At 40.6% G+C, this 25867-nt stretch carries 23 protein-coding genes and 1 pseudogene; 13 read left to right on the top strand and 11 right to left on the bottom strand.

What is annotated here, in order from left to right; translation table 11 throughout:
- Positions 1 to 13: 13 nt before the first annotated feature.
- From AXW61_RS01405 to AXW61_RS17875, 9 genes are all read right to left on the bottom strand, one after another.
- The gene (locus AXW61_RS01405; RefSeq protein WP_062031661.1) at positions 14 to 748 is read right to left on the bottom strand and encodes a glycosyltransferase family 2 protein; all 735 of its coding nucleotides are present in this window, start codon (positions 746 to 748) and stop codon (positions 14 to 16) included.
- 13 nt (positions 749 to 761) lie between these two features.
- A complete protein-coding gene (locus AXW61_RS01400) occupies positions 762 to 2423 on the bottom strand; it encodes an AMP-binding protein (RefSeq protein ID WP_062031658.1) in 1662 nt (553 codons plus the stop codon).
- A gap of 78 nt (positions 2424 to 2501) precedes the next feature.
- Entirely contained in the window at positions 2502 to 3056 is a 555-nt protein-coding gene (locus AXW61_RS01395; RefSeq protein WP_062031656.1) for a septation protein IspZ, read from the bottom strand.
- Complete coding sequence (locus AXW61_RS01390; RefSeq protein WP_005012586.1) at positions 3053 to 3301, bottom strand: acyl carrier protein; 249 nt, start codon at positions 3299 to 3301, stop codon at positions 3053 to 3055. The genes AXW61_RS01395 and AXW61_RS01390 overlap by 4 nt, the downstream gene beginning before the upstream one ends.
- Positions 3302 to 3310: 9 nt before the next feature.
- Positions 3311 to 3571 (bottom strand): phosphopantetheine-binding protein, encoded by a 261-nt coding sequence (locus AXW61_RS01385; protein WP_005012584.1) that lies wholly within the window; start codon positions 3569 to 3571, stop codon positions 3311 to 3313.
- Positions 3555 to 4367, bottom strand: a complete 813-nt coding sequence (locus AXW61_RS01380; protein WP_062031653.1) for a lysophospholipid acyltransferase family protein — start codon at positions 4365 to 4367, stop codon at positions 3555 to 3557. Before AXW61_RS01380 ends, AXW61_RS01385 begins: the two co-directional genes overlap by 17 nt.
- Positions 4361 to 4981, bottom strand: a complete 621-nt coding sequence (locus tag AXW61_RS01375) for a beta-ketoacyl synthase chain length factor (RefSeq protein WP_062031787.1) — start codon at positions 4979 to 4981, stop codon at positions 4361 to 4363. The genes AXW61_RS01380 and AXW61_RS01375 overlap by 7 nt, the downstream gene beginning before the upstream one ends.
- Before the next feature lie 144 nt (positions 4982 to 5125).
- Positions 5126 to 6043 (bottom strand): LysR family transcriptional regulator, encoded by a 918-nt coding sequence (locus tag AXW61_RS01370; RefSeq protein WP_004983930.1) that lies wholly within the window; start codon positions 6041 to 6043, stop codon positions 5126 to 5128.
- A 696-nt stretch (positions 6044 to 6739) separates the two neighbouring features.
- A complete protein-coding gene (locus AXW61_RS17875) occupies positions 6740 to 6862 on the bottom strand; it encodes a hypothetical protein (RefSeq protein WP_004684300.1) in 123 nt (40 codons plus the stop codon).
- A 376-nt stretch (positions 6863 to 7238) separates the two neighbouring features.
- On the opposite strand from AXW61_RS17875, the gene AXW61_RS01365 reads away from it, so the two are divergent.
- Positions 7239 to 7904 (top strand): epoxyqueuosine reductase QueH, encoded by a 666-nt coding sequence (locus tag AXW61_RS01365; protein ID WP_081408242.1) that lies wholly within the window; start codon positions 7239 to 7241, stop codon positions 7902 to 7904.
- Positions 7905 to 7906: 2 nt separating this feature from the next.
- Here AXW61_RS01365 and AXW61_RS01360 read toward each other — a convergent pair whose 3' ends face one another.
- Positions 7907 to 9301 (bottom strand): methylenetetrahydrofolate reductase C-terminal domain-containing protein, encoded by a 1395-nt coding sequence (locus tag AXW61_RS01360; RefSeq protein ID WP_062031648.1) that lies wholly within the window; start codon positions 9299 to 9301, stop codon positions 7907 to 7909.
- A 520-nt stretch (positions 9302 to 9821) separates the two neighbouring features.
- On the opposite strand from AXW61_RS01360, the gene ribBA reads away from it, so the two are divergent.
- The 7 genes from ribBA to glmS are packed head-to-tail and all read left to right on the top strand — an operon-like array spanning position 9822 to position 16551.
- Complete coding sequence (gene ribBA / locus AXW61_RS01355) at positions 9822 to 10937, top strand: bifunctional 3,4-dihydroxy-2-butanone-4-phosphate synthase/GTP cyclohydrolase II (protein WP_004983924.1); 1116 nt, start codon at positions 9822 to 9824, stop codon at positions 10935 to 10937.
- An 18-nt stretch (positions 10938 to 10955) separates the two neighbouring features.
- Positions 10956 to 11426: a 6,7-dimethyl-8-ribityllumazine synthase gene (gene ribE / locus AXW61_RS01350; RefSeq protein WP_004684294.1), complete on the top strand. Its 471-nt coding sequence runs from the start codon at positions 10956 to 10958 to the stop codon at positions 11424 to 11426.
- Positions 11427 to 11430: 4 nt separating this feature from the next.
- A complete protein-coding gene (gene nusB, locus AXW61_RS01345; protein ID WP_004983920.1) occupies positions 11431 to 11886 on the top strand; it encodes a transcription antitermination factor NusB in 456 nt (151 codons plus the stop codon).
- Between the two features lie 12 nt (positions 11887 to 11898).
- Positions 11899 to 12816: a thiamine-phosphate kinase gene (gene thiL / locus AXW61_RS01340; protein WP_062031645.1), complete on the top strand. Its 918-nt coding sequence runs from the start codon at positions 11899 to 11901 to the stop codon at positions 12814 to 12816.
- Positions 12794 to 13315, top strand: coding sequence for a phosphatidylglycerophosphatase A (locus AXW61_RS01335; RefSeq protein WP_062031642.1), 522 nt, complete (start codon positions 12794 to 12796; stop codon positions 13313 to 13315). Before thiL ends, AXW61_RS01335 begins: the two co-directional genes overlap by 23 nt.
- Before the next feature lie 20 nt (positions 13316 to 13335).
- The gene (glmU, locus tag AXW61_RS01330) at positions 13336 to 14700 is read left to right on the top strand and encodes a bifunctional UDP-N-acetylglucosamine diphosphorylase/glucosamine-1-phosphate N-acetyltransferase GlmU (RefSeq protein ID WP_062031640.1); all 1365 of its coding nucleotides are present in this window, start codon (positions 13336 to 13338) and stop codon (positions 14698 to 14700) included.
- 12 nt (positions 14701 to 14712) lie between these two features.
- A complete protein-coding gene (glmS, locus tag AXW61_RS01325; protein WP_062031637.1) occupies positions 14713 to 16551 on the top strand; it encodes a glutamine--fructose-6-phosphate transaminase (isomerizing) in 1839 nt (612 codons plus the stop codon).
- Between the two features lie 374 nt (positions 16552 to 16925).
- Here glmS and AXW61_RS17730 read toward each other — a convergent pair.
- Positions 16926 to 17241 (bottom strand): annotated as a pseudogene (locus AXW61_RS17730) (IS5/IS1182 family transposase); the annotation flags it as partial.
- 382 nt (positions 17242 to 17623) lie between these two features.
- Here AXW61_RS17730 and AXW61_RS01320 point away from each other — a divergent pair.
- Genes AXW61_RS01320 through AXW61_RS01300 form a run of 5 tightly spaced genes read left to right on the top strand, consistent with a single transcriptional unit; the run spans position 17624 to position 25387 of the window.
- Positions 17624 to 18433 carry a heteromeric transposase endonuclease subunit TnsA gene (locus tag AXW61_RS01320; RefSeq protein WP_062031635.1) on the top strand — a complete coding sequence of 270 codons (810 nt, stop codon included), beginning with the start codon at positions 17624 to 17626 and terminating at the stop codon, positions 18431 to 18433.
- Positions 18420 to 20528, top strand: a complete 2109-nt coding sequence (locus AXW61_RS01315; RefSeq protein WP_062031632.1) for a Mu transposase C-terminal domain-containing protein — start codon at positions 18420 to 18422, stop codon at positions 20526 to 20528. Before AXW61_RS01320 ends, AXW61_RS01315 begins: the two co-directional genes overlap by 14 nt.
- A gap of 16 nt (positions 20529 to 20544) precedes the next feature.
- A complete protein-coding gene (locus AXW61_RS01310; RefSeq protein ID WP_062031629.1) occupies positions 20545 to 22227 on the top strand; it encodes an AAA family ATPase in 1683 nt (560 codons plus the stop codon).
- 2 nt (positions 22228 to 22229) lie between these two features.
- Positions 22230 to 23768, top strand: a complete 1539-nt coding sequence (locus tag AXW61_RS01305) for a TnsD family Tn7-like transposition protein (protein ID WP_062031626.1) — start codon at positions 22230 to 22232, stop codon at positions 23766 to 23768.
- 2 nt (positions 23769 to 23770) lie between these two features.
- The gene (locus AXW61_RS01300; protein WP_062031624.1) at positions 23771 to 25387 is read left to right on the top strand and encodes a Tn7-like element transposition protein TnsE; all 1617 of its coding nucleotides are present in this window, start codon (positions 23771 to 23773) and stop codon (positions 25385 to 25387) included.
- The last annotated feature ends 480 nt before the right edge of the window (positions 25388 to 25867 follow it).

Raw genomic sequence — 25867 nt, 5'->3', positions numbered from 1 at the left:
TTCTCTGACCGCCTTAGCCTTTGACTTTCTGATAAATCAGTTTGGGGAAACGTAGCAGCATGCCACCCAATAAGCGGCTATGCGCGCGCGCCATGCCCAGATTGTCACGCCAAACATCGAAATGTGAAATGCCGCCTTCAGGGTAAATCACATGCGTAGGCAGATTGATAAACGGCACATTGTCCCATTTCAAACGCACCAAAATTTCCGAGTCAAAACCCATCCGCGGTTGAAATTTGGCTGTGTTTAGAATGTTCACTGTCTGTGCCAAAGGATAAACACGAAAGCCACACATGCTGTCTTTAATGTCAAAAGACAGGCTGTTAATCCACACCCAAATATGCGTTGCATAGCGGCCATAGAGACGTTTTTTCGGAACAGTCGCATCAAAGATCGGCTGACCAATAATCATGGCTTTGGGGTGCTGGATAGATGTGTCTAAAAAGCGTTGCACATCCTGCCAGTCATGTTGTCCATCGGCATCTAATTGCAAGGCATGGCTATAACCCCATTGATAAGCATGCTTTAGCCCAGTGGTCACCGCCTGCCCCTTACCTTGATTGTGGGTATGTTCAACCAAATCGACCCTAGGGTAGTCATGCGCGAGCTGATGTAACACTGCCGTACAAGCAGTATCACTGCCATCATTCACCATAATAATCGGTAACTCAAAAGAGTTTAAATGTGACAATAACGCAGCCAAATAATGCGGATGGTTATACACAGGAATCACAAAGCAGTGTTTCATTTTGTCTCTCAGCTTAAACGTTTGAAGGGACAGCAAACAGCAAACGTCCTGATGCCAATATTTTGTCATGATTTTTCAGCTCAAAACTGACCTTATGCGCTTTACGGCTGAGCACCAGTTCCACCGTTTGATAGGGTTGAATCAGTCCTTGAAATTTTAACTGCTCAAAACCATTGCACCACAGTAAATCCGCCCAGTTTTGTTTGGCAAAATGTTGAATAAATCCAATTTGCCCTACGCCCGGATAAATCGGGAAATTCGGGAAATGTCCTTTAAAGCACTCCAGCTCAGGAATAAATTCCAAAGCATAACTGACCTGCATATCCTGAGATTGCTGCGTCAATACCACAGGCAACGTCATCGGTTGAAAGAGTGATTTTAAATACTGTTTATTCAGCTTCGATTGTGCATTTTGTGGCATTTGCGTTAAAAACCGCCACTGCCGCGGAATCGCAATACTTTCCAGTTTTTGTTGTAATTTTTTTTTCAATTGTGCGGTAATTACAGCTTTGCCCTTTTCGGTGAGCAACACCCTTGCATCCTCGGTCAGCACCGCTACCACCGCTAACATCTGACGCTGTTCTTTTTCATGAATTAAAACATGGCACTGCTGTATTTCGACCAACTCAGCGATTTTCGCTTCTATTGCATCCAGACTTAAACGCTTTTCTTCGAGTTTGACAATGCGATCCAAACGCCCCAATAACTGAAATGGACTTTTGGGATTCTGTACATCTGCAACCTGCACTTGATCCCCAGTTAAAATCCAATCCGCGCTAAAAGCATGATTAGTTTTAACGGCTAACTCTTGCTGCTCGGCGCACTGAATTTCGACATTAGCAAAGGGGGTCCATAGCGCATCATCCGCCTGACGGTGAGCGATGCCGCCTGTTTCAGAACTACCAAACACTTCCGTAATCGGACGGTTCAGCAAAGGACGCACGCCGGCATCCAACTTTCCGCCAGAGGAATAGACCCTATAACAGTCTTGCAATACCACATCTGTGGTCCAGCGCTTCAACAAAGCGGGGCTGGAAATCAGATAATTCGGCAGCTGCACATGGGCAATTTTCTTTTGAAGATCGACCACATCCTCAGGAAAAGCCAGTTGTTTTTGATAGAAACTGCGCCCACTGGCTAAGGGCCACAACAGCTTAAACAACAAACCATAAATATGTTGATGACTCACCGTAGCAATCGCAACCGCCTGCTCAGGCAAATCAAAACTAGCTTCTAAACCACAAACTTCATTAAACAGTTGTTGCAGGGTGCGCGGAATCTTTTTCGGCTGCCCAGTTGAACCCGAAGTATAAAAATACAGCTGCGCCTGATTGAAAAAGGCGGCATCAAATTGAAGCTCGAAGGTTGACGCTACTGTCGACGGCAACCGTTTTAAAAAATAAATCTGCTGCCCAGCCAATTCTTTTTCTAAGTCGCTGACCCGATGCGGCGGCAATAGCACTTGCTTGCCTGCTTGCAAGGCCGCAAACAACAACACTAAAAACTCGTAACTGTCTTCTTGCCAAAGCGCCCATACAGGCTGTTCCAACGGCTGAATTTGCGCAGCCTGTTCAGCCACATCCAACCAAAAAGTGTGAAAGGAAACGAAACTTGAGTCCGCCTGAATACACAGGGGACGCGATGAATGAAGATGCTGCTGAAAATGACAAGACATAAAATTTGTTTTTTAAAACCGTATTTCTAATCGCTATAGTTCGAGGCCGCTGTTTCAACTGCCCTGACGGAAACGCTGTTATTTCTGTGCCTGATGCAGCCGCTGCTGGCGTTTGCGCAACACAAACTCACCCAGCAACAGTCCACCCATCAAGACATAAGAGATCAAGCCGTTATACAGCACCCAAATCTTCATTGGTGCAAAGAAAACAGTGATCAGGGCAAGGACCGCATTGATGCAGAAAAACCCACACCAAACTTTGGTCACTTGACGGGTCCATTCTACCCCTTCTTCGGGCAAATTAGGCTCTGCCAAACGTGCAAAACGTTCAATCATCGAAGGCGGTCGAATCAAGGTGTTGGCAAAAATAAATAGCGCCCCGAGACTCATAAAGACAGGATAGAGTTTAAGCCACGCATGATCTTTTAAAATCAAACTCAACCCGCCACATAAAATGGCAAAACCTGTCAATGGCCACAGCAAAGTATTGCCCTTACTGAATAGACGCAAGATGCCCAGTGCAATCAATACCGCACTGACCCAAACATACTGTCCATGCGCTAAAGCATAAGCCACAAAAAAAGGATAGAGGATCAATCCGACCCCTGCTATCCCTTTTAAAATGTTGTTCATGCAGCCGACATATTCTGAATCACGACCACCACATCTTGAACGGTACGCACATTTTTAAAGTCTTCAGGATTGACTTGCTTGCCTGTCAGCTCTTTAATTTTTACGACCAAATCAATGGCATCAATACTGTCAACATCGAGGTCTGAAGCTAGGTTTGATTCTAACTGCACATCTTCAGGCGCAATTTCAAACAGCTCTTCCATCCACTCACGTAATTTTTCTAACACGGTTTCTTGTGCAAGCATAGCAACCTCTTATGCTGTTTTCTGTGCTTCAACCAAAGCCACTAAGCTTTGAATTGATTTAAAATGTTCTTTGGTTTCTGCAGACTCTGCATTTAGATGAATGCCATAGCGCTTTTTCAATGCCAAACCCAGTTCTAAAGCATCAATCGAGTCCAAACCCAGACCATCACCAAACAAAGGTGCGTCTGTATCAATATCTTCAATACGGATGTCTTCAAGGGCGAGGACATCAATAATCATTTGCTTTAATTCATCAGCAAGATTGCTCATTTACGGATAACTCTTGGTTAAAAAACCACTGTAATTGTTGATTTAATTGACGCACATTTTTGGGATTGACCGTTACATCATCCAATACGTCTTCCACTCGGATCGCATCCAACACTTTCACATGGATATGAAAAGGCTGTTCTGGAATGTGATACCACTTTTCATTTTTGGTCAGGGTCGATGGCGTGCAGCTAATCAGTACAGGGCGAATCGGCACACCGGCACGCAGGGCAATATTGGCCGCACCACGCTGAAAGTCGTTTAGCTGCTCACCTTTTGCTGTTCGCGTCCCTTCAGGAAAGATCAATAAGGACGCCGCATGATCTTGCTGTAATTTTTGTACGCAGTCCTGAATAAATTGTTCGGAACCTGCATTTAAAATATAACCCGCACTTTGCACAGGACCTTTGGTAAATGGATTCGACCACAGCGCCTGCTTAACCACGCAGTTTGCTTGTTCCATTAAACCAATTAAAATCACCACGTCAATCAGTGTCGGATGATTGGCAATGACCAACTCTTGTTGACTGTTTTGTAATTTCTCTAAACCTTCAACCGTATAGGTCATAATGCCCAGTTTCACCATCATTTCGGTGAAACCTTTAAAACTGTGCTTAATCACCTTTTGGGTGCGCTGCTTGCGAAGCCCAAGATCTGCTGAGCTCAGCTTGACCAGAGGTGCAATCAAACCACCAATCGCCACGCCGCCTAAGCCAAAGCTCGCAAAGCTAAATCCTGTCGCTCCAACGCGCCAGACATAGTTGGCTTTTTGCTTGATTCGGTTTAAGTTCAGCATTTCGTCCACGCTTCAGATTCAGTTTGATCAGGATTAGTCCAAAACGTGTTAAATGCTAAAGCTTGCTGATAGGCTGGCGTTGCACTCGTATGCTTTGGCGTCAGTATCAAATTTGCAGGCGCTAATGAAATCATCGCTCCCATCGCAAAAGCAGAAAATGGCTGATGCTCGATATACATTTCAGGCAAGGCTTCATCATAATACACCAGCAAAACCTGACAGGCTTCTAGCCTTGTTTTTAACCACGCATAGGCTTCAATCAACCCATCATTCCACGAACCCGCCAAACTGGTCGCAGGTGTCGCATCCTGACATAAAATGGAATATAAGCCTGAAATTGCATTATGTACCGAGATTGAAAATTGAGTCGGTGAGGGCGTTTGCTCGCTTAATACATCTTCTAAAATATTTAGTGTTTTTGATTCATCGCCATATTGCGACACCCAAACAATATAATCAACATTGTGGGTGTCTAAAGTCTGCATTGCGCTATTCAAAGCCAGCTTTGCCAGACGCGATAAGCGTCGGCGTTGCATCGCAGGAATGTGTTCTATAGCTGATAATTCTTGATCAACCAAGCTCATATTCAAGCGGGATACGTGGAGTTGCATCATCATGATCAGTGTTTAAAAGTTGATAAATTATCAGGCGCGCAATTATAGCACTGAGCCACATTTTTCACAAAAAATAACAAGCGCTGACGGGTTCAAAAAAGGAGGATACAGCAACAGTGATCCTCCTCCATAAAACAAGAGCGACTAGAGGTAATATTGCGTTCTTTTTTTGGCAAATTTATCCAATTGTTTTAAAAAGCCTTCGAAATAATCCTTCTCTTTTTCCTCAGTGCGATAGCCTGCATAGAGGGTACGACGCAAACCTTCAGGCGCTACGCAGTCCAAACGACGCGAAGTCACCCAACCCTTTTGTTCATATTCGTTCACCACCCAATCGGGTAATGCCCCAATGCCACGTCCACTTGCCACCAGCTGAATCAGCATTTGGGTGAGGTCGGTGGTACGGATCTGTTTCGGCAGAATATTGGCCGGAATAAACAGACGCGACATAATATCTAAACGGTGCTTATCTACTGGATAGGTCACCAAGGTTTCTTCTGCAAGTTCTTGCACAGTAATATCTTTAGCACGAACCAAAGGATGGGTGTTGGATAGAACCAAACGCGATTCATACTCAAAAATCGGGAAATACTCCACCCCTTTTAACGCAATCGGGTCGGCCGTAATCAATAAATCAAATTCACCTGTCTGCAATAACTCATGCGGATTGGCCTCAAAACCTGAAGCAAAGTCCAGATCAACATCGGGATACTGTTGGCGATATTGATTTAACAACGGCATTAACCAATCGAAACAGCTATGACACTCTGAGGAAAAAGTAATGCGTCCAGTTTGACCATGCACAATACGGGTGATGTCGCTTTGCGCAATTTGTACCTGCGGCAATACTTCATCAGCCAGTTTTAATAAACGCTGGCCAACATTAGAAAAGCTAACGGGACGGCTACGACGGTTCACCACCTCCACCCCAAACCACTGGTCTAACTCACGCAACTGGTGCGACAAAGCTGAAGGCGTTAAGCATAGGTCTCCTGCAGCAGCCACCAATGAGCCATGCTCTCTTAAAGCGGTTAAGGTTTTTAAATGGCGGAGTTCTAACATCTGGCGCGGCCCAATTTTTTAATCTTGATGAATACGATATAGCTTAACCTATAAAAGCGACATTTGATTATTTTTTTTCATCTTAATTTATACTTAATTAGTTTATTTCACTTTAATATTTATGATCCACAACGAAAATATTCGCCCAATTTACAGAAAATGAAAAATTTAAGCATTTAAATTCATAATCTTCATGATCCGTGCATGAGCGCTAATCGAAGTAAGGCTTTCTTTTATAACTGTGGATGACTTTTAAGACTATCTCTTGGTCATGCCTAGGTTGAAGCGTGATCCCTTCAGTTTTTGAGAGGTACAACGACCGAATCCAGCCCACCAACGGTCCTATTTAACTCGTGGCTATGCATCGAACTCTTGTGATATCTCTACGTTGATATAGCGAAATCATTTTACAGCAAGCAGTATGCTCTTGTACCTGAGTTAAATTCAGTTCAAATATTGAGAACTGATGATTCTGATCTTCTATCCAAATTGAGCAGGCTAAAGCGCTGAAAAAGCATAACGTGCTGACAACAGAACTTCTCACAACCCTAGTCTTCGGGCTTTTTTATGTTCCACGTGAAGCATTATGTAAATATCGAATCAAAGTCACTTGTCTCTCAAACTGATGAGAAGCCAAACAGAACATGTAAAAACGAAAAAGCTTCCAAAATAGGAAGCTTTTTTTAAGTCTTAGATTTAACCATCAATGGTGAGCTTTAAAATCTCAGCTTTGGTATAACCCCGTTCTTTTAAAAGATGTTGAATGGCTTTTTTCTCATCTTGATCTTCAAGGAATTTACAGCGTTGGATCAAACGCATATCGGTCTCATACTGAAAGTTATGACGACACTCTAATTCCTTATTGGAAGGCGTAGTAAAAAAATGAAGCACAGCTAGATACTCTCTTTCATGCTGTTGAAGTGGCCCGCCTTCAACGAATACCTATCTAACACAACTGTTAAACACCCTTTGTGTAAATGATGACGAATCTCGCTCCATTATGCAAGTTTGGACCTCTCAAATGTTCTCTCTCTACTCATCTACAGCGCTCAAAGCAGGTCTTAATCATCTACCAAAGTCGATTTTAATCATGAAAATTCATCAGCTCATCCTGAGAATTCTTCATCCAATCGCCGTTGATCCGCTCGTTAGACGTTTTAAACTGTCTGGTTTAAATAGCTAAAAATCATTCAATATGTCGAAGCTCGAACGTCAGAAACTTACCCTCCCCACAGGTCATGACAAACTGCTCTTGCATTCCTGCTGTGCGCCTTGCTCAGGTGAAGTCATGGAAACCCTGATTGAATCGGGTATCGATTTTTCTATCTTTTTCTATAATCCCAACATTCATCCTGTAAAGGAATATCTGATTCGTAAAGAAGAAAATATCCGCTTCGCAGAAAAACATCACATTCCATTTATTGACTGTGATTACGACACAGATAACTGGTTTGCACGTGCCAAAGGTATGGAAAATGAACCAGAGAAAGGCATTCGTTGCACCATGTGTTTTGATATGCGTTTTGAACGGACGGCATTATATGCAGCAGAACACGGCTTTAGCCTAATCAGCAGCTCTCTCGGCATTTCCCGTTGGAAGAATATACAGCAGATCAACGAGTGTGGCCACCGTTCTGCTTCACATTATGCAGGCATTCACTACTGGGACTACAACTGGCGCAAACATGGCGGTGCGGTACGCATGCTGGACATCAGCAAACGTGAAGAGTTTTATCAACAAGAGTACTGCGGCTGTGTGTATTCACTGCGGGATAGCAACCGTTGGCGCATGAGCCAAGGCCGTGAACGCATCAAACTCGGACAAAAGTTCTATTCCAATGCCATGGATCAGGACAGCTGATTTCAGCCAGCAGCCTCCACATACCAATTTTTCCAAGAGCTGGTTCCACGCACCGCAATCGACACGGTCGGAATCAGCTTTTCTTTTAAGATCTTGGTTTGTCCAACGGCTTTGGCTAAGCGTGCTTTGACGGAGTGAATGCATTCACGGTCACCAAATTCACAGCGGTCTAAGCTGGTTCCACCACAGGGCCCATTGGCCAAGCCTTTGGGGCAAGTTTCAGGGCAAATATACAGAGTCTCGCCTAAACGGCATTGACCACAACTCTCACAGCCCACCACCACATGTTTACTCAAATGTTCTGTTTTCAGTAATGCTTGTTTGGCACGCGAGCGATCCCATACATTGAAATTAAAAATAAACCGCCCCACGCCTTTAGCCAATTTAGATTCAAATAAAGCATCATGCATCAGATGCAGATGTTGGTATTTAATGATCTGACTTGAAGTCGCAGGCCGTGAATAATAAGCCAGCTTTGGATGAAACTCTGTACCGGTTTGCACCTGCCAATGCGAATTCCAAAGTCGTTCACACTCAGCAAAACTCAAGTGTCGATATTCTTCAATATAGCCTTCTAGCAATACTTGCTCTTCAGGCTGATGGCAAGCCGATAAATGCACCCCCGCAAAACCCAAATGTCGACACATTAGAATCTGTAATGCGCAGCGCACATAAACGCGATCACTTAAACCCTGTTCTTTTTCCTGCTGCAACACCTTCAATATATGCGGGGTGATCACAATGCCGGCCACTTTATGTTTCAGCATAAACTTGGCCCGTGCCAACGTCAGTGGCATGACGCAGGCTAAGATTTTCTGCGCATACTGATGTTGCACTAAAAATGCATGCGCATCCTGTAAAGCAGCCATGTCATAGCCCAATTGGGTAATCACATAATCAGCCCCTGCTTTCATCTTTTTATGCAGTTTCAGATATTGCGCCTCTTTTTCCGCTTCCGCATATTTAAACGGGTTAAACGCGACACCAATATGAAAACCACCTTGGCGTTTGGCTTCCATGACAGCATTCACAGACTCCAAATAACGTGTCCGTGGCTCTAAGTAATGGCTGTAGTGGTGCTGTTTTAATTTATCGCCTGTTAAGAGCAACAGGTTCTTTTGACCCTGTGTTTTTGCATCTTGCAAAAACTGCTCAAAGTCTTGTATATCCCGTGCCTTCCCAGAAAAGTGAATGACTTTTTCAATCTCTTGTGGATACTGTTTGGCGACTTGCAAAGGAGCTTCATCGTCATCTGCATGCACCCGATCGGCCAGCGTCATAGCCGCAGGAAAGCCTGAAAATTCAGTTTTGACAGACCACTGGGCTTGGTGTGCGCTTAAGTATTCAACCAATACGCAAAATTGTTGCCGTGCAAAATATTGAGCAAGTAAGGACATCACAGAAGAAATAATCCAGAGGATTAAAAAAAGAAGAATTATAGTACAAATCAAAAATAGATGACGAATCGTCTGATTATTCACTACGGCATATTCAATATTTTTTGACTCATCCTCCACCCGATGAGTGAACGCAAATATCCACCCCGGCCTGATTCATTAGTTGCAGTGCCCTGCTAAAACTGAACCTGATGGTCAAATTCAAAAAAGAAGGTACTCCAACGCTCAACTACACGCCGCCCCTAGCACAACATTTGTCTAGACCCCTTATTTACTACGTCGATTGCCTTATTTTCGATAAGATTGTTCTTTTTTATGCTTTTCAATCGCTTAAAGACTAGGCACATTTCAGCTTTTTAAAATAAAGGCATCTTTTCAAGCTGGGACTGACTGTGTATAACAATGGACGACTCAAGGAAATGATTCGCACATAGGCAAAAGCCTGAAAAAAGCTTAAACTATGTGCCAATGAAAACAAATGATATGTCGTCCATGGCGACAACGATGAAGGTGAAGGTTGATGCCGCTCAATACCGTTGAAGAGCTAGTTGCAGATATCCGTGCAGGTAAAATGGTCATCCTGATGGATGACGAAGATCGTGAAAATGAAGGTGATTTAGTTATCGCAGCGACCCATGTTCGCGCAGAAGACATCAACTTTATGATCACCCACGCACGTGGTTTGGTGTGCTTAACGCTCAGCCGTGATCGCTGTAAACAATTGAATCTTCCATTGATGGTCGATGCCAATGGCGCACAACATGGCACTAACTTCACGCTCTCCATTGAAGCGGCAGAAGGGATTTCTACAGGGATTTCACCTGCAGAACGTGCGCATACCATTCAAACGGCTGTAGCAGCACATGCCAAACCATCAGACATCGTTCAACCTGGGCATATTTTCCCCTTGATGGCGCAGCCTGGCGGCGTTCTACACCGCGCAGGTCATACCGAAGCAGGTTGTGATTTATCTCGCCTAGCGGGTCTAGAGCCTGCATCGGTCATCTGTGAAATCATCAATGAAGATGGCACGATGGCGCGTCGTGCCGATCTTGAAATTTTTGCTGAAAAGCATGGTTTAAAAATTGGTACCATCGCGGATCTGATCCACTATCGTATGACCAATGAGCAAACGGTTGAACGGATTGATCAGCAAAGCATTGATACCGAATATGGGACGTTTGACTTATACCGTTACCGTGAATTAGGCAATCCAGATATTCACTTGGCTTTGGTGAAAGGTGAACCAAAAGAAGGGGTAACCACCGTTCGTGTCCATGGTTTCAACCCTGTTCGCGACCTGCTCAAGCTCAACAAAAAAGACGGTGAGCCAGCATGGAATCTCGACAAGGCCCTGCAAGAAATCGCAAGCAGCGATCGGGGTGTTTTAGTCTGGATTGGTCAGCGTCATTTACAAGACTTAGGCCCAGCGCTAGACAGCCTTACAGCACCAAAACCAACCAAATCCAATGCTGCTTTATCTCAGCAGTACCAAACCATTGGGGTGGGCGCACAAATTTTACGTGATTTAGGCGTAGAAAAGATGAAGCTTTTGAGCTCACCTTTACGCTTTAATGCACTTTCTGGGTTTAATTTAGAAGTGGTGGAATATATCACCGCACATCAAACAACTTAAAAAATCATCGAGGTTGCTATGGCAATTCGCCGTATTGAAGGTATGTTACATCTCGCTAGCGAAGGTCGTTATGCGATTTTAGTGGGTCGTTTTAATAGTTTTGTTGTCGAACATCTATTAGAAGGTGCAATTGATACATTGAAACGTCATGGTGTATCAGAGGATAATATCACTGTTGTTCATGCACCAGGCGCGTGGGAACTTCCTGTCGTGGCTAAAAAATTAGTGGCGTCTGAACGCTTCGATGCCATCATTGCACTGGGTGCTGTGATTCGTGGTAGCACACCTCACTTCGACTTTGTTGCAGGTGAATGTGCCAAAGGTTTAGGCGTGGTTGGCCTAGAATCTGGTCTTCCAGTGATTAATGGTGTATTGACTACGGATAGTATTGAACAAGCGATTGAACGCTCGGGTACAAAAGCAGGTAATAAAGGCGGCGAAGCTGCTCTTACTGCAATTGAAATGGTTAACTTGTTAAAGGCTATTTAACGCTATGTCGCAAACATTGCAAGCAACTTATGCAGCAAAACGTAAAGCACGTCGCTTTGCTGTACAAGGAATTTACGAATGGCAAATGAGCCACAATCCAGTCCATGAGATCGAAGCACGTACGCGTGTGGAAAATGCCATGCACAAAGTGGATCTGAGCTATTATCATGAATTGTTAACCCAAGTGGTTGCCAATCATGAAGCATTGGATGCGCTCTTAATCCCTGTGCTTGATCGCGAAGTTTCTGCGCTTGACGGCGTTGAACTTGCGACCCTTCGTTTAGGCGCATATGAACTCAAGGAACATCTTGAAATTCCATATCGCGTGGTTTTAGACGAAGCGATCGAGCTTGCTAAACATTTTGGCGGTGCAGACAGCCATAAATACATCAATGGTGTATTAGATCGTTTAGCAACAACTTTACGTGCAGCAGAAAAGCAACAAGCGAACTCACAGTAGTAGATTTGTTGTATGGCTGAGTTTTCGATCATTGATACCTATTTTAATCGTAAGAGCCCTCATTCTGTCGATTTAGGCGTCGGTGACGACTCAGCCTTGCTCACCCCACCACCGCAGCAACAATTGGTCATTTGTGCCGATACTCTGGTTGCTGGACGTCACTTCCCGCTTGATACTAGCCCACATGCGATTGGCTGGAAATCTGTCGCGGTCAATTTATCTGATATCGCCGCAATGGGCGCGAAACCTCAGAGTATTTTACTGGCCTTGAGCTTACCCCAAATTGATCATGACTGGCTTAAAGGTTTTAGTCAGGGGTTATATGATTGCTGTGATCAATTTGGCGTGAGTTTAATTGGTGGAGACACCACCCAAAGCCCACATCTCACCATTTCCGTGACTGCACTGGGCTGGGTCGATATCGGTCAAGCCGTTACTCGCTCTGCCGCTCAAGTGGGTGATTTGATTTGTGTCAGTGGTACGGTCGGTGATGCGGCTTTTGCCTTGCAACACTTAGGCCACCCTCTGCAACAACGTTTGGACTACCCCACCCCACGCTGTGAACTGGGTCAGGCACTCAAAGGCTTAGCGCACAGCATGATTGATGTGTCCGATGGCTTAGCACAAGATCTCGGTCATATTTTAAAAGCATCCCATGTAGGCGCGACCCTACAACTTGATCAATTGCCCATCAACACCACGCTACAAGATTTAACACGAGAACAACAATGGCAATATGCTTTGGCGGGTGGCGATGACTATGAATTATGCTTTACAATAAGTCCGCAGAATTATGAAAAACTTTTGCAACAACAAAACCATAGCAGCATCAGTATCATTGGAAAAATTGATGCCGAAAGTGGTCTGCGTTTTCAACAAAATGGCTTAGACCACTCCTTGCAATTTAATGGATATCAACACTTTGCATAAGCCTCCTATCCTCTTTCGTCAGATGTCTTGGTATGACCGTTTCATCGTGTTTTGCGGTGTAGGGTTTGGCTCAGGGTTAGCACCCAAAGCACCAGGTACCTTTGGTTCAGCCTTTGCACTGCTGTTCGTCCCGATTTGGCTTGCAATTGGCTTATCCAACACCATTATTGCCATATTCCTCATGTCTCTCATTGGTATTTATATCTGTGGGCATACCGCCAAAGTGATGGGCGTACATGATGATGGGCGTATTGTATGGGATGAGTTTGCTGGCCAGTCCATCACCTTTTTACCTGTTCTATATTTAGGGCAAATGAATTGGCTCTGGCTACTGCTGGGTTTTGTTTTATTTCGTATTTTTGATGTGTGGAAACCTTGGCCAATTCGCGTCATTGACCAAAAAGTCGAGGGTGGTTTCGGCATCATGCTTGATGACATTATTGCTGGTCTTTGGGCTGCACTTTGTATTGGGCTTTATTTTTATTTCACCGTGGCTTAGGCCATTTTTAGGATTAGAACATGTCAACGACTGTTATTATTCTTGCTGCAGGTAAAGGAACGCGTATGCGTTCGACGTTACCCAAAGTGCTACAACCACTTGCAGGGCGTCCTTTACTCGGTCATGTGATTGAAACAGCAAAAAAAATCCACGCTGAAAACATCATTACGATCTATGGTCACGGTGGCGATCGGGTTCAATCAGCTTTTGCAGATCAAGACATTAAATGGGTTGAACAAGCAGAACAACTCGGTACTGGGCATGCGGTACAAATGACCCTGCCCGTTTTACCTCAAGATGGTATTTCCCTCATTCTCTCTGGTGATGTGCCTTGCATTAGCCAGAATACGCTACAAAAACTATTAGATGCATCGAGCCAAACTGGTATCGGCTTAGTCACACTCACTGTGGATGATGCAACAGGCTATGGTCGTATTGTCCGTGAGAATGGTCAGATTCAGGCGATTGTTGAACATAAAGATGCAACAGAGCAACAGCGCCAAATCAAAGAGTTTAATACCGGCATTTACTGTGTGAGCAATGCCAAATTGCACGAATGGTTACCCAAACTCAGCAATAACAATGCGCAAGGCGAATACTACCTCACGGATATCGTTGCAATGGCCTTAGCCGATGGGATGCAAGTCGCATCGGTTGAGCCTGAACAAGCCTTCGAAGTTGAAGGAGTGAATGATCGTATTCAGCTCGCCGCATTAGAACGTCAATTCCAAATAGACCAAGCCAAAAAGTTGATGCAGCAAGGTGTCCATCTGATTGATCCAAGTCGCTTTGACCTGCGTGGACATTTAACCGTTGGACAGGACGTACGGATCGACATCAATGTGATTGTTGAAGGCGAATGTGAATTCGGCGACCATGTAGAAATTGGTGCAGGTTGTATCATCAAAAATACCAAGATCGCAGCAGGTACAAAAGTTCAGCCGTATAGCCTCTTTGATAATGCTATGGTCGGTGAAGATGCACAGATTGGGCCTTTTGCCCGCTTACGCCCAGGTGCCAAACTCGCGGCTAAGGTACATATTGGCAACTTTGTGGAAGTCAAAAACTCAACGGTCGGTGTCGGGTCTAAAGCCAACCACTTTACTTATTTGGGTGATGCTGAAGTTGGCAGTGGCTCTAACATTGGTGCAGGGACCATTACCTGTAACTATGATGGTGCAAACAAATTTAAAACCATCATTGGCGATCATGCCTTCATTGGTTCAAATAGTGCTTTGGTTGCTCCAGTCACCATTGGCAACGGCGCAACTGTCGGGGCTGGCTCCACCATCACCCGCGATGTCGAAGAAAATAGTTTAGCGGTAGAACGTTCTAAGCAGTTTACGAAAGAAAACTACCAACGTCCGCAAAAGATCAAGAAATAAGAGGAATTTGTTATGTGTGGTATCGTCGGTGGCGTTGCAGAACGTAATATTAGTAATATCCTCATCGAAGGTTTAAAGCGCCTTGAATATCGTGGCTATGATTCAGCAGGCTTAGCGTTGGTCAATCAAGGTCGTGTTCTACGTGAGCGTCGCGTGGGCAAAGTTGCCAATCTCGATGCTGCAGTAGAAGAATCCCAGATTATTGGTTCACTAGGAATTGCACACACCCGTTGGGCAACCCATGGTAAACCCACTGAAGATAATGCACATCCGCATATTTCAGGCAATGTTGCAGTAGTCCATAACGGCATTATTGAAAACTATCAAGAACTCAAAGATGATCTTGAAGCTTTAGGCTATGTATTTACCTCACAGACCGATACTGAAGTCGTTGCACATCTCATTCATGATGCACTGAAGTCAACCCCAAGCTTGCTGGAAGCTGTGCAGCAAGTTGTACCACAGCTCAAAGGGGCCTATGCACTGGGTATCGTACATACTGACCATCCAGACGAGCTCATTACCGTGCGTGAAGGTTCACCTTTGGTCATTGGTGTCGGCATTGGTGAAAACTTCATCAGTTCAGATCAATTGGCTTTACTGCCAATCACCAACCGCTTTATTTACCTTGAAGAAGGTGATATTGCACGTTTAACCCGCAATAGCATCGAAGTCTTTGTCGCTGGTCAATTGGTTCAACGTCCTGTGAAAGAGTTAGATGCGACTGTGAGCACCGCATCTAAAGGTGAATATAAGCACTACATGCTCAAAGAAATTTATGAGCAACCCGAAGCGATTCAACAAACCATTTCTCAAGCCTTAAATGGCAATGCACTGCGTGAAGACTTTCTTGCCAATGCTGTTTCCGATTTGTCGAAAATTCAGCAAATCCAAATCATTGCCTGTGGTACCAGTTACCATGCGGGTATGATTGCAAAATATTGGTTTGAACAACTAATTGATTTACCTTGCCAAGTGGAAATCGCGAGTGAATTTCGCTATCGCACGCCAGTGATTGTCAACAATACCCTATACGTCTGTATTTCTCAGTCTGGTGAAACGGCAGATACCTTGGCTGCACTACGTGATACTCAAAAGCGTGCTACAGCAAAAAGCTTAGACATCATTACGATGACCATTTGCAATGTCGCAACATCGTCCATGGTACGTGAAACCAACCATAGCTTATTAACTCTGGCAGGTCCTGAAATTGGTGTTGCATCCACCAAAGCATTTACCACACAGCTTGCAGCGCTCATGTTATTGGTACTCAAAATGGGGACGATTAAAAATCGTATCTCCACCCAACAAGTGGCTGAGATTACCGCTGGGCTTTGGCACTTACCTAAAGTCATTTTAGATACTTTGCGAAATGATGCTGAGATTCTCCGCCTCTCTGAACTGTTTGTAGAGAAACAACATTGCTTGTTCCTTGGTCGTGGAACTCACTTCCCAATCGCACTTGAGGGCGCATTGAAACTGAAAGAAATTTCTTATATTCATGCAGAAGGCTATGCCGCTGGCGAACTTAAACATGGTCCACTTGCTTTAGTTGATAATGAGATGCCTGTGGTCATTCTCGCACCGCAAGATGACATGCTCGATAAGCTCAAATCCAATATGGAAGAAGTCCAAGCGCGTGGCGGCGAGCTCTTTGTCTTTGCCGATGAAAATAGCGGCATTAAAGCCAAAGACCGCCAGCATGTGGTCTATGTGCCAAGCATCAGCCCTGTATTGGCTCCGATTGTTTATAGCGTTCCCGTACAGCTCTTGTCCTATCATGTTGCTGTACTTCGAGGAACCGATGTCGATCAGCCTCGAAACTTAGCTAAATCTGTAACTGTTGAATAATAACTTTTAAAGGGCTGACTTCTGTTGTTTTTGAGTAATAAAGTTACATACTAGGTAATAAACAATAATACTTGGCAATAAAGTTTCATACCAATTTTCAGAAAAAGAAAATATATTTATTATTTTCAGTATCTTGAAATATTGGTATGAAACTTTTTTATTTTAATAGAATTATACTTGGATTATTTTTTGAGCATAGTATGATACTTTAATAAATATCATTTAAATTTAATATCAATAAAATAAAACACTTACATATAACACAGTATGGTACTTTATTGCTTTTATATAATAATAAAATAAGATAATAAAAAATTTGAATTTAATGTTTGCATTTTATAATTAAGTTTGTATCAAATGGGAACATACCAGATGCTTAAGCCACCTTTACCACGTCCGATCACTTGATCTTTTTCCGGCACTGTGTTGATGAGCGTGCACAATGGTTGAGTCCAGCATGGCATTATCATGAGATAGTACTTCAAAAACTCTTTGCCACACGCCAAGTATGTATGACTCTAAGATCAACAAAAGTGTTCTGGTAAGTCCCTAAGTGAAATCCCCAAAAGATAGCACTACCTCAACAAATAATCGGTTATCTTTGGCGACAACTCCAACAGTACCCGCTCGTTGAGGTAACAGATCCTTAATTGGTTCCCACTGATCGCCTCTTAATGAATAGCGTTTAATTGTGAAAGAATAATGAGGAAAAGTTAGTTTTTCTTAAGCTGATTGATGTAAAGCCCTAGGTAAATTAATCTTTTGGCTACCAAACAACTCAATAGCAGCTCATTTTATTCTAGAGTTTTCACTGGGATTAAAAGTCATACTTTCAAAAATAAAGAATGAAACTTTATTTTTTTAAATTTTTCATATTAAGATGAACAATTAAAAACATGAACTATAAACTCAAAAACAAATAAAATTAAAACATAAATATCAATAACTTAAATAAAAAATATCAAACAAAAAATATAAATCATAAATAAAAAGTAATAAAGATACATACCATATTGAACAATAAACAACCTAATGATATGCTCAAAAACATACTAAAGCAGGTTAAAAAAATATGTTAACCAAAGAGCAACAACTAAAATGGATAAAAGAAGGACGTGGTCAAGGCTTTCTAAATACCTACAAACCCTTCTTGACAGTTAAGGATAATAAATCCCTAAACAAGCGCTCAAGTCGAGTATATGGCTATAAAACCGGTCGAACTCATCACTTGTTTTCAGATTTAGAGCTCGCTGTTTTTTTGATTTTAGATAGAAATATTTTTATCAAAGATATTCGAGAACAAATGCCACTGAATTTAAAAGAAACTGAGGATTTGGCGCGTACTTTTTCCCTTTATCATCCAATGAAAAATGGTATTGCACAAACCCTAGTTTCTACATTTTTTATTCTCAGTGAAGCTGCTAATGCTCCCCCTGTTTATGTCATCAGAGCTATTTCTCATACTGAATTAGAAAATTTAAATATTCTTGAAAGTCTCGAATTAGAAAGACGCTACTGGCAGAAAGAAAATATCCCTTGGTATCTTGTTACAGAAAAAGATATCCCTATAACGGTCGTTGACAACATTAAATGGTTATATCCTGCAAATTACTCAGAAAGTAAAAATCATACTTCAGATAAAATCAACTTCTATTATCAGCAATTTATAAGAAATTCTCATCTGAGTCTAATTGAACTATCAAAATATATTGATGTTCAATATACATTAGAACCAGGAGAATCACTATTAGAAATCCGCGAGCTCATTGCTCAGAGGTACTTCGTATTTGATATCAACATTAGTTATAGAAAAATCACATGTGGCAATATAAAACTCAGTGAACAAGATTCATGGGAGGTCATCTGCAATGCTTCGAATTAATGATGTTTATGAGTGTGATGAGAAAAAGTATCGCATCCTCAAAGTATATACAGATCATATAATTTGGATCGAGCTTGAAAATCAAAAAGCTTTACCGGAATTGTATACAAGACCCACACTCATCGAGGCAATTGAATCGGGCAACATAAAAATTACTACAGATCCTTTTGAAGACATGTCTTTGCTGGTATTAGAAGAAAACTCTGTCTATCAAATCAAACGTGACAAGAATTTAGCTATTATAAAACCTATAATTGAACATGAAAAATTTTATGATTCAAACATCCGTGCCTCTTTGATTAATGAAATTGTAAATCAAAAGATTACCACTAAACAGACTATATATCGCTTACTTCGCCAGTATTGGCAAAGAGGAATGACTCCCAATGCCTTAATCCCTCAGTATTATAATTCTGGAGGAAAAGGTGTTAAAAAGGCTGTAAATAATAAAAAATTAGGTCGCCCTCGTATTATTTCTGAAGGGACAGGTGCTCTTATTGATGAAGATATTGAAAGACTATTTAGGAGAGTCATCAATCAGTACATGCTCAATGAAAACAAGCATACTCTACCCTACACATATCGTAAGTTTCTTAGTATATATCAAAGCCTATATCCAGACATTATTGAAACTGAAGTCCCATCAATCTGGCAATTAAAATACTTTTATGATCGTGAATATAGTCCTATTCTAAAAATAAAATCACGAACTAGTAAAATTGAATATTTAAAAGACAAAAGAGTTTTATATTCAACAGTTAATACACATGTTCTCGGACCAGGATCTCGTTACCAAGTAGATGCTACGATAGCTGATATCTATCTTGTTTCTGACTCAGATAGAGGCTGCATTATTGGACGTCCAACCATTTACTTTATGATGGATGAATTTAGCCGTATGGTTACTGGCATGTACGTAGGACTAGAAAATCCATCTTATGCTACGAGTATGTTAGTTCTTCGTATGGCGATGTCTGATAAGGTCGATTATTGTAAAAAATTTGATCATGAGATTACTTTTAACGATTGGCCATGTATTGGATTACCTGAGGCAATACTGGCAGATAGAGCCGAATTACTTGGACATCAAATTGAGAATCTCGAAAAGAACTTTGCCATCCGAATTGAAAACACACCTGCTTATCGTGGTGATTTAAAGTCAATTGTAGAGCGCTATTTCCGCACTATCCAGGCTGAATTTAAACCTTATGCACCTGGTGTAGTTCAAGCAATCAAAGAAAAAAAACGTGGTGGTAAAGACTACCGACTAGATGCAACACTCACTGTTAAGGAATTTACCCAGATCATTTTAAATTCTGTTCTTATTTACAACAACACACATGAACTTTCTTCTTATGATCGCGACATTGATATGCCAACAGATTTACCTTGCATTCCTATTCATTTATGGAATTGGGGCATACAGAATCGAACAGGTAAATTGCGCTCAGCATCAGAAAAAGCGATTTATATTGCACTACTTCCCCGCACAGATGGCACCCTCTCTGAGCTAGGATTAAAGGTTTTCGGAGTATTCTATAATTGTAAAGAACTCATTGAACGCGGCTTGCTCCACAGGAAAAGTGCTTCAAGACAAAGGCCGAAATTTAAAGTTGCTTACGATCCAGCGAACGCTGAAAAAGTTTATATATTTCATTCTGAAGATCATTCAGATTATTGGGAAGCACAACTTTCAAATCGTTCTAGAGAATTTAGAGGTTGTAGTTTTTGGGAGGTCTGGCAAGTTCAACTTGAGCAAAAAATAACACGATCTCGCTACAAAATAAATGCAAATCTTGCACGTGCTGATTTAGAACAACGCAATGAAGATATCATTGAAAAAGCAATTTCCTCAAGACCTTCTACTCAAAAAAGTAATGCTCAACGTCTTTCATCGATACGGAATAACCGTAATCAGGCAATAACTGAAGAAAGGGAGGATTTAAAGAAATCTACCCAAATCCAAAGCTCACAAAATGCGAAGGTTACAGACAATATTATTCCAATCTCAGGAATTAAAAAAGCAGAAGACGAAGAATCCACCTTACTTATTCCAACCTATTACGAATCATTATTTGATGAAGATGATAATTAAAACGAGGTAAATAAAAATGAAAGTTAATGCAGTTTATCATCCAAGTTTTGGGCAGTATCAAGGAAATCCTCTTATAGAAGCATTACCACCTGTACGTGAATTTTCAGAGGTGAAAAATGCACTAAAAAGTACAATTACCATTAACCCATCAGAAAAACATGAATCAGGTGTAGTTAGAGGTCACCTTATTGCTCAGTTGATGAATAATTTTTTTCAACCGATTGCACGGCATATTCAATTGGAACAAAAACTCTCCATTATGCTTCGTGAAGGTTACGTAGGGCGTAATCTTGCAAATGGCTCTCTTAATTCACATCTACAAAATGGTTATGAGCGAATGATGACTGGTGATGTAAATGCCGTTCGCTTTGAAGCAGCTAAGTCCACTGCACGAAGTATGTGTTTTATTGGCTGTTCAGGAAGTGGCAAAACTACTACCTTAAATCGAATTCTAGCTACTTATCCTCCGGTCATTTTTCATGAAAAGTATAATTTTACGCAAATTGTTTATTTAAAAATTGATTGCCCACATGATGGCTCTTTAAAAAGTTTGTGCCTACACTTTTTCAGAGCAATCGATCAAGCACTAGGGTCTGATTATGAAAGAAAATATGCATTAAAAAGACATGGTATTGAAACATTACTCAACTTAATGCGCCAGATTGCCAATTTACATGCAATTGGATTGCTTATTATTGATGAAATTCAGCATCTAAGTGTGAACAAATCTGGAGGTGCAGATAAAATGCTGAATTTCTTTGTCACTTTGGTTAACGTGGTTGGCTTACCAGTCGTGATGGTTGGTACACCAAAAGCTCGATTTATTTTTGAAGATGATTTGAGATCTGCTCGCCGAGGGGTGGGATTAGGCTCAATTCTGTGGGAACAGATTAAAAATGAAGAAAACTTTATTCACCCACAGACAAAAAAAATAATTAAATCAGAATGGGTCGGATTTACTGAAGCACTTTGGAAGTATCAATGGCTCAAAAAAGCAGATCTTATGATAAGTGAAGAAATCAGGGACTGCTGGTATGACCTCAGCCAAGGCATTCCAGATATTGTGGTTAAATTATTTGTATTAGCCCAAATGAGAGCAATTGAGTCAGGGCTGGAACGTATCACAATCAAATTACTGAAACAGACATATGAACAAGATTTAATCCCAATTCACCCAATGATTAAAGCACTACGCTCAGGTGATGCCGAACAAATTTCACAATTTTCCGATCTGATTATTCCTGAAGTTGATAAAAAGCTACTCCTCTTACAAGCCAAACTAGAGCAAAAAAAAGAGTCAATGGAAGATATTGATATCTATGATGGACATCAAGAATCTATTCATTTACATCGCCTACTGATTGAGCTGGGATACGAATCAAATTTATTAGCACCTCTAATTAAAAAAGTATTCCGAGAGAATCCTAAATTTGACATGAAATCAGTAATGCCGATTATCTTAAGTTGGCTGCATGAGCAAAATGAGGAGTTCTCTTCACCTTCTAGTGCAAATAAACCACAAGATACACAAAAGATCAGAAAACAGAGAATTCAACCCAAATTATGGCAATCTCTCGATAATGATGATTTACGTTTTCAGTTCAGTCAGAAAGAAAATAAACAAAGCTTTTATGAACATCTAAAAAACCAGACTGATTATGTCATCAATATGGGAACTTTAATAAAAGAGGCAGGATAAATATGCTGAATTTTCCGGTTCCTTATGCTAATGAGTTAATCTATAGTTCAGTTGCTAGAGCTGGAATACGATTAGCAATTAATAGCCCAAAACAACTTTTAGATGAGGTTTTCCAAGATCGCGAAGTTGTAGCAACAATAGATTTGCCCGCACATTTATCAAAAATTTTAAAGCTTTTACCTGAAACACAATTTAATGCAGAAAAACTGATTTATCAGCATACTCTTTTTCCTCTTTATGCCCCATTTGTTCCAGAAGAGCGAAGACAAGAATGCATGCAATGGATGCTGAATAAATCAAATGGTTCAGTACACTTAGCCCTAGGAATTAATGCATCTTACATAGCAACTCCCACCTATTTGCAATATTGCCCAAGATGTATAAATGAACAGCTTAAACAATATAAAGAATACTATTGGTCCAGACTTTGGCAAGTCCAAGGTGTCGCTTGCTGTCTAAAACATGGTGAACTTATACAAACGAATATAGAGTTTAGGTCACCACACAAACATGAATTTATTGCAGCTGATGCTAAAAACTGCCCGATTGTCACTCAGTCAGAAGCCAAATTAGATGATCTATTCATCTGTAAAAAAGTAGATGAGCTTTTACAGCTTTATCCAAAACAATCTGCAAGTTTTGAGCAATGGAGTCTTTTTTATAAGAAACTTGCTCATCAAAATAATTGTGTCCGAGGAAACTCTCATATTTTATATGAATCCATTTATGAAAAAATTTCGACCCGCTGGTCTAAACAGTTTTTAAAGCAATATCATTTGGACAATTTCAGTTCGGGAAATAGTTGGCTACGTAGTATTTTCCGAAAACATCGTAAATGTTTTAGCTATCTTCAACATTTAATTGTAATTGAAGCTATGAATGCAGGTAGAGAGTGGTCATTTAATGAGGTCTTAGTAACTGTTAATTCTTTACAACCAGTCATTAAACCACAATCTATAAAATTACAATCCTCGGATATAACAGAATCTCAAAATACAATTATATTAGAAAAACGAAAAAAATGGCTTGAGGCAATCAATCAGGACAGCATCATCGCATCAAGAAAACAAAATAGAGCTCTATATGCATGGCTCTATCGCAATGATAAAGAATGGCTACTTGAAACAAACAGTCATTATCAGCAACCTCACATACCTACAGGAAATAAAATTGATTGGGGTACACGTGATCTTGAAACCGTTAAACTATTAATCAATATTAAACAACAATTTATAGAAAATTTAGATTTACCTAGAAAATCGAAAAACTGGTGGATCAAGCAACTTAAGAATCCAGCTACTATTGAAAAAAATTTAGATAATTTGCCATTAACCAAACAGTTTTTAGATCAATATAATGAGGATATTAGCTGCTTTCAGATTAGGCGACTAACCCGAGTATTACTGCAATCATATTCAGTAAATGAACAACTGCCACGCTGGATAATTTTACGAAAATCGGGTTTAAGTGAGGAAAGAATAACAACTGAAGCAAATAATTTTTTAACGAACGTTATTAAACTTATTCATTGGGAGAATTAATCTTGGTTATTAGGGGTTTTCCGTTAAACGCTAGAATTTCATCTATTGGGGCAATTTTTAAGAATAAACAAGGGATAGCTTGGAATATTAATCTTGGATTAGAGTATGAGGAACAAAGAGTTTTTAAACATACTCGATTCTCAAGCATGCACTTGGTCGCGCAACGGAGATGCTTAAATCCCTCAGTTGAATTGAAAGACGAAAATCATTTAACACTAAAATTTAAAATTAACGATCTCACAGAATGGCAGGTCAGCAATAATATTGCGACAAAACAATTCCAATTCACACAGAAATTAACTGACCTTGATCAAAAATTTAAAAATACAATTGTGCATTTGCCACAATTAGAACTGGCTAGAGCATTATTTTTTCATAATGCTTATTTTGCGAGAAATGCACTTTCACAGAACTTTTTAAGTCTGGAATTTAACATTCAAAAAGTTTCAGAAAACCATGTGCTGATTAAAGAACTGCCCTCAAGTAATTTCCCCCCATCTCAATATAATCATCCAGGCATGCGCAACTTACTCGCTTGGATTTTAATCAATCCTGAAATCAGAAGAAGCTATGAAAGCATTGCTACTCATTTTTTTAATGAAAAAATACAAGGCAAAAATAAAGAATGGTGGTATTTCAATTTCGATCCCCCTTCTTTAGAAAATGTAGAAATAACTGTGAAAGCCTATTATTCTAAAAAATTGGATCAAATTTATATCAATGAAATTGTAGAGATTAAAGGATTAGAATCGAACTTACCAAAGCGGATTGATTTTTCTAGTCCGCGATTTACTCAAAATAAAAATACATCGTCTACAGGAAAATCAGGTACTTACTTAAACCGAAAAGAACCCGAATCTCCAGAAATTGATGACAGTCAAGAGGCTAATAGTGATCGTAAAATCCTTACTTTGCCTAGCTCTCCTGTATTGCTCAGCTTTTCCGATCCAGTTCTCACCCGTAAAATTTATAATAAAAAAAGATCCAAGAATGCATCCTTACCTTCAGAGGAAGATGAGATTCAGGACTATGATGCTATAGGGACTGATGAAGCAAGTAGCATTGGGACAATTGGTCGCGGTGAATTTGAGGGATTAGAAGATGAAAGCAATAATTTAGATTTGTTTATGGACCGTTTTGAAGCTTTCAGGTTCATGATAGAAAAGTTCGTTGAGCAAAATAATATTACGACGGCAACCTCAAAAATCCATGAACTTCCCAGATTACAAAAATCTAAACTCCACATAACTTCGGATGGAAATAAGCGCACCCTAATGGTATATAGGTTGAATCAGCTATTCGATTACAATTTCATAATCTTTGAGATAGATGTCACAGATAATGTGAAAAAACTTTCAACCCTAGTTCTCTGCTTAAATGATATGAATGAGTTTGATGAGAGATCAATTAAAGCAATGATGAAAGAAATTATGCAGCGTTCACTCAGATGGCCGACCTTAAAATATTTTGCAGACTATGGTTTGGCAAAAACCTTACATCATCCTAAAAATCTAAATGAACTTAATGAATCAAGTCATGAGTTCGAACGATGGGTTGAACGATTCGATAAAATTATTAAGGAATTACTTAAGAAATTAAAAAAGAATGAGAAAGTGTAAGGATTACCATTAGAGAATTATATTGCTGAAGAAGCCTTCAATAGTAGGTTTGTGCAGCAAAGCCCTGGAGATGAAAAAAGAATATTTCTATCTTGGCGATCAAAGCTGACGAGCAAGCCGAATTATTACTAGAAAAAGAATTAACTCAATTCAATAAAGTAATTCTTGCTCAGTCTCTCAGTTGGCTTAAAAAGTTTCTATCTGAAGTGAGAGGTATTACGATGTTTACCACAGCCAATAATCGGTCAAAAAAGGAATAGACGGAAAAATTTAATTATTATACTGACTGGGCTCAACGTATTTTAGAAAAGGGAAAATCAATGATACAAACTAAATACATCGTTACATATTGAATAGACAAAAATGAGTTAATTTTACTCAATTTTATTTATAATCTTTTAGCATAATCAATGTTTTAGTCATTCGATTATTATACATTTTCATTTAAAATTCGTACTATTTTTACAACGTAACAAAACT

The organism is Acinetobacter sp. BMW17 (genome assembly GCF_001592855.1).
Taxonomy (GTDB): Bacteria; Pseudomonadota; Gammaproteobacteria; order Pseudomonadales; family Moraxellaceae; genus Acinetobacter; species Acinetobacter johnsonii.
This window is presented reverse-complemented; position numbering and strand designations above follow the sequence as displayed.

What these genes read in the sequence shown, in the direction of transcription:
- AXW61_RS01405 (WP_062031661.1), bottom strand. Translation starts at nt 748, where the DNA reads ATGAAACACTGCTTTGTGATTCCTGTGTATAACCATCCGCATTATTTG.
- AXW61_RS01400 (WP_062031658.1), bottom strand. Translation starts at nt 2,423, where the DNA reads ATGTCTTGTCATTTTCAGCAGCATCTTCATTCATCGCGTCCCCTGTGT.
- AXW61_RS01395 (WP_062031656.1), bottom strand. Translation starts at nt 3,056, where the DNA reads ATGAACAACATTTTAAAAGGGATAGCAGGGGTCGGATTGATCCTCTAT.
- AXW61_RS01390 (WP_005012586.1), bottom strand. Translation starts at nt 3,301, where the DNA reads ATGCTTGCACAAGAAACCGTGTTAGAAAAATTACGTGAGTGGATGGAA.
- AXW61_RS01385 (WP_005012584.1), bottom strand. Translation starts at nt 3,571, where the DNA reads ATGAGCAATCTTGCTGATGAATTAAAGCAAATGATTATTGATGTCCTC.
- AXW61_RS01380 (WP_062031653.1), bottom strand. Translation starts at nt 4,367, where the DNA reads ATGCTGAACTTAAACCGAATCAAGCAAAAAGCCAACTATGTCTGGCGC.
- AXW61_RS01375 (WP_062031787.1), bottom strand. Translation starts at nt 4,981, where the DNA reads ATGATGCAACTCCACGTATCCCGCTTGAATATGAGCTTGGTTGATCAA.
- AXW61_RS01370 (WP_004983930.1), bottom strand. Translation starts at nt 6,043, where the DNA reads ATGTTAGAACTCCGCCATTTAAAAACCTTAACCGCTTTAAGAGAGCAT.
- AXW61_RS17875 (WP_004684300.1), bottom strand. Translation starts at nt 6,862, where the DNA reads ATGCGTTTGATCCAACGCTGTAAATTCCTTGAAGATCAAGATGAGAAA.
- AXW61_RS01365 (WP_081408242.1), top strand. Translation starts at nt 7,239, where the DNA reads ATGTCGAAGCTCGAACGTCAGAAACTTACCCTCCCCACAGGTCATGAC.
- AXW61_RS01360 (WP_062031648.1), bottom strand. Translation starts at nt 9,301, where the DNA reads ATGTCCTTACTTGCTCAATATTTTGCACGGCAACAATTTTGCGTATTG.
- ribBA (WP_004983924.1), top strand. Translation starts at nt 9,822, where the DNA reads ATGCCGCTCAATACCGTTGAAGAGCTAGTTGCAGATATCCGTGCAGGT.
- ribE (WP_004684294.1), top strand. Translation starts at nt 10,956, where the DNA reads ATGGCAATTCGCCGTATTGAAGGTATGTTACATCTCGCTAGCGAAGGT.
- nusB (WP_004983920.1), top strand. Translation starts at nt 11,431, where the DNA reads ATGTCGCAAACATTGCAAGCAACTTATGCAGCAAAACGTAAAGCACGT.
- thiL (WP_062031645.1), top strand. Translation starts at nt 11,899, where the DNA reads ATGGCTGAGTTTTCGATCATTGATACCTATTTTAATCGTAAGAGCCCT.
- AXW61_RS01335 (WP_062031642.1), top strand. Translation starts at nt 12,794, where the DNA reads ATGGATATCAACACTTTGCATAAGCCTCCTATCCTCTTTCGTCAGATG.
- glmU (WP_062031640.1), top strand. Translation starts at nt 13,336, where the DNA reads ATGTCAACGACTGTTATTATTCTTGCTGCAGGTAAAGGAACGCGTATG.
- glmS (WP_062031637.1), top strand. Translation starts at nt 14,713, where the DNA reads ATGTGTGGTATCGTCGGTGGCGTTGCAGAACGTAATATTAGTAATATC.
- AXW61_RS01320 (WP_062031635.1), top strand. Translation starts at nt 17,624, where the DNA reads ATGTTAACCAAAGAGCAACAACTAAAATGGATAAAAGAAGGACGTGGT.
- AXW61_RS01315 (WP_062031632.1), top strand. Translation starts at nt 18,420, where the DNA reads ATGCTTCGAATTAATGATGTTTATGAGTGTGATGAGAAAAAGTATCGC.
- AXW61_RS01310 (WP_062031629.1), top strand. Translation starts at nt 20,545, where the DNA reads ATGAAAGTTAATGCAGTTTATCATCCAAGTTTTGGGCAGTATCAAGGA.
- AXW61_RS01305 (WP_062031626.1), top strand. Translation starts at nt 22,230, where the DNA reads ATGCTGAATTTTCCGGTTCCTTATGCTAATGAGTTAATCTATAGTTCA.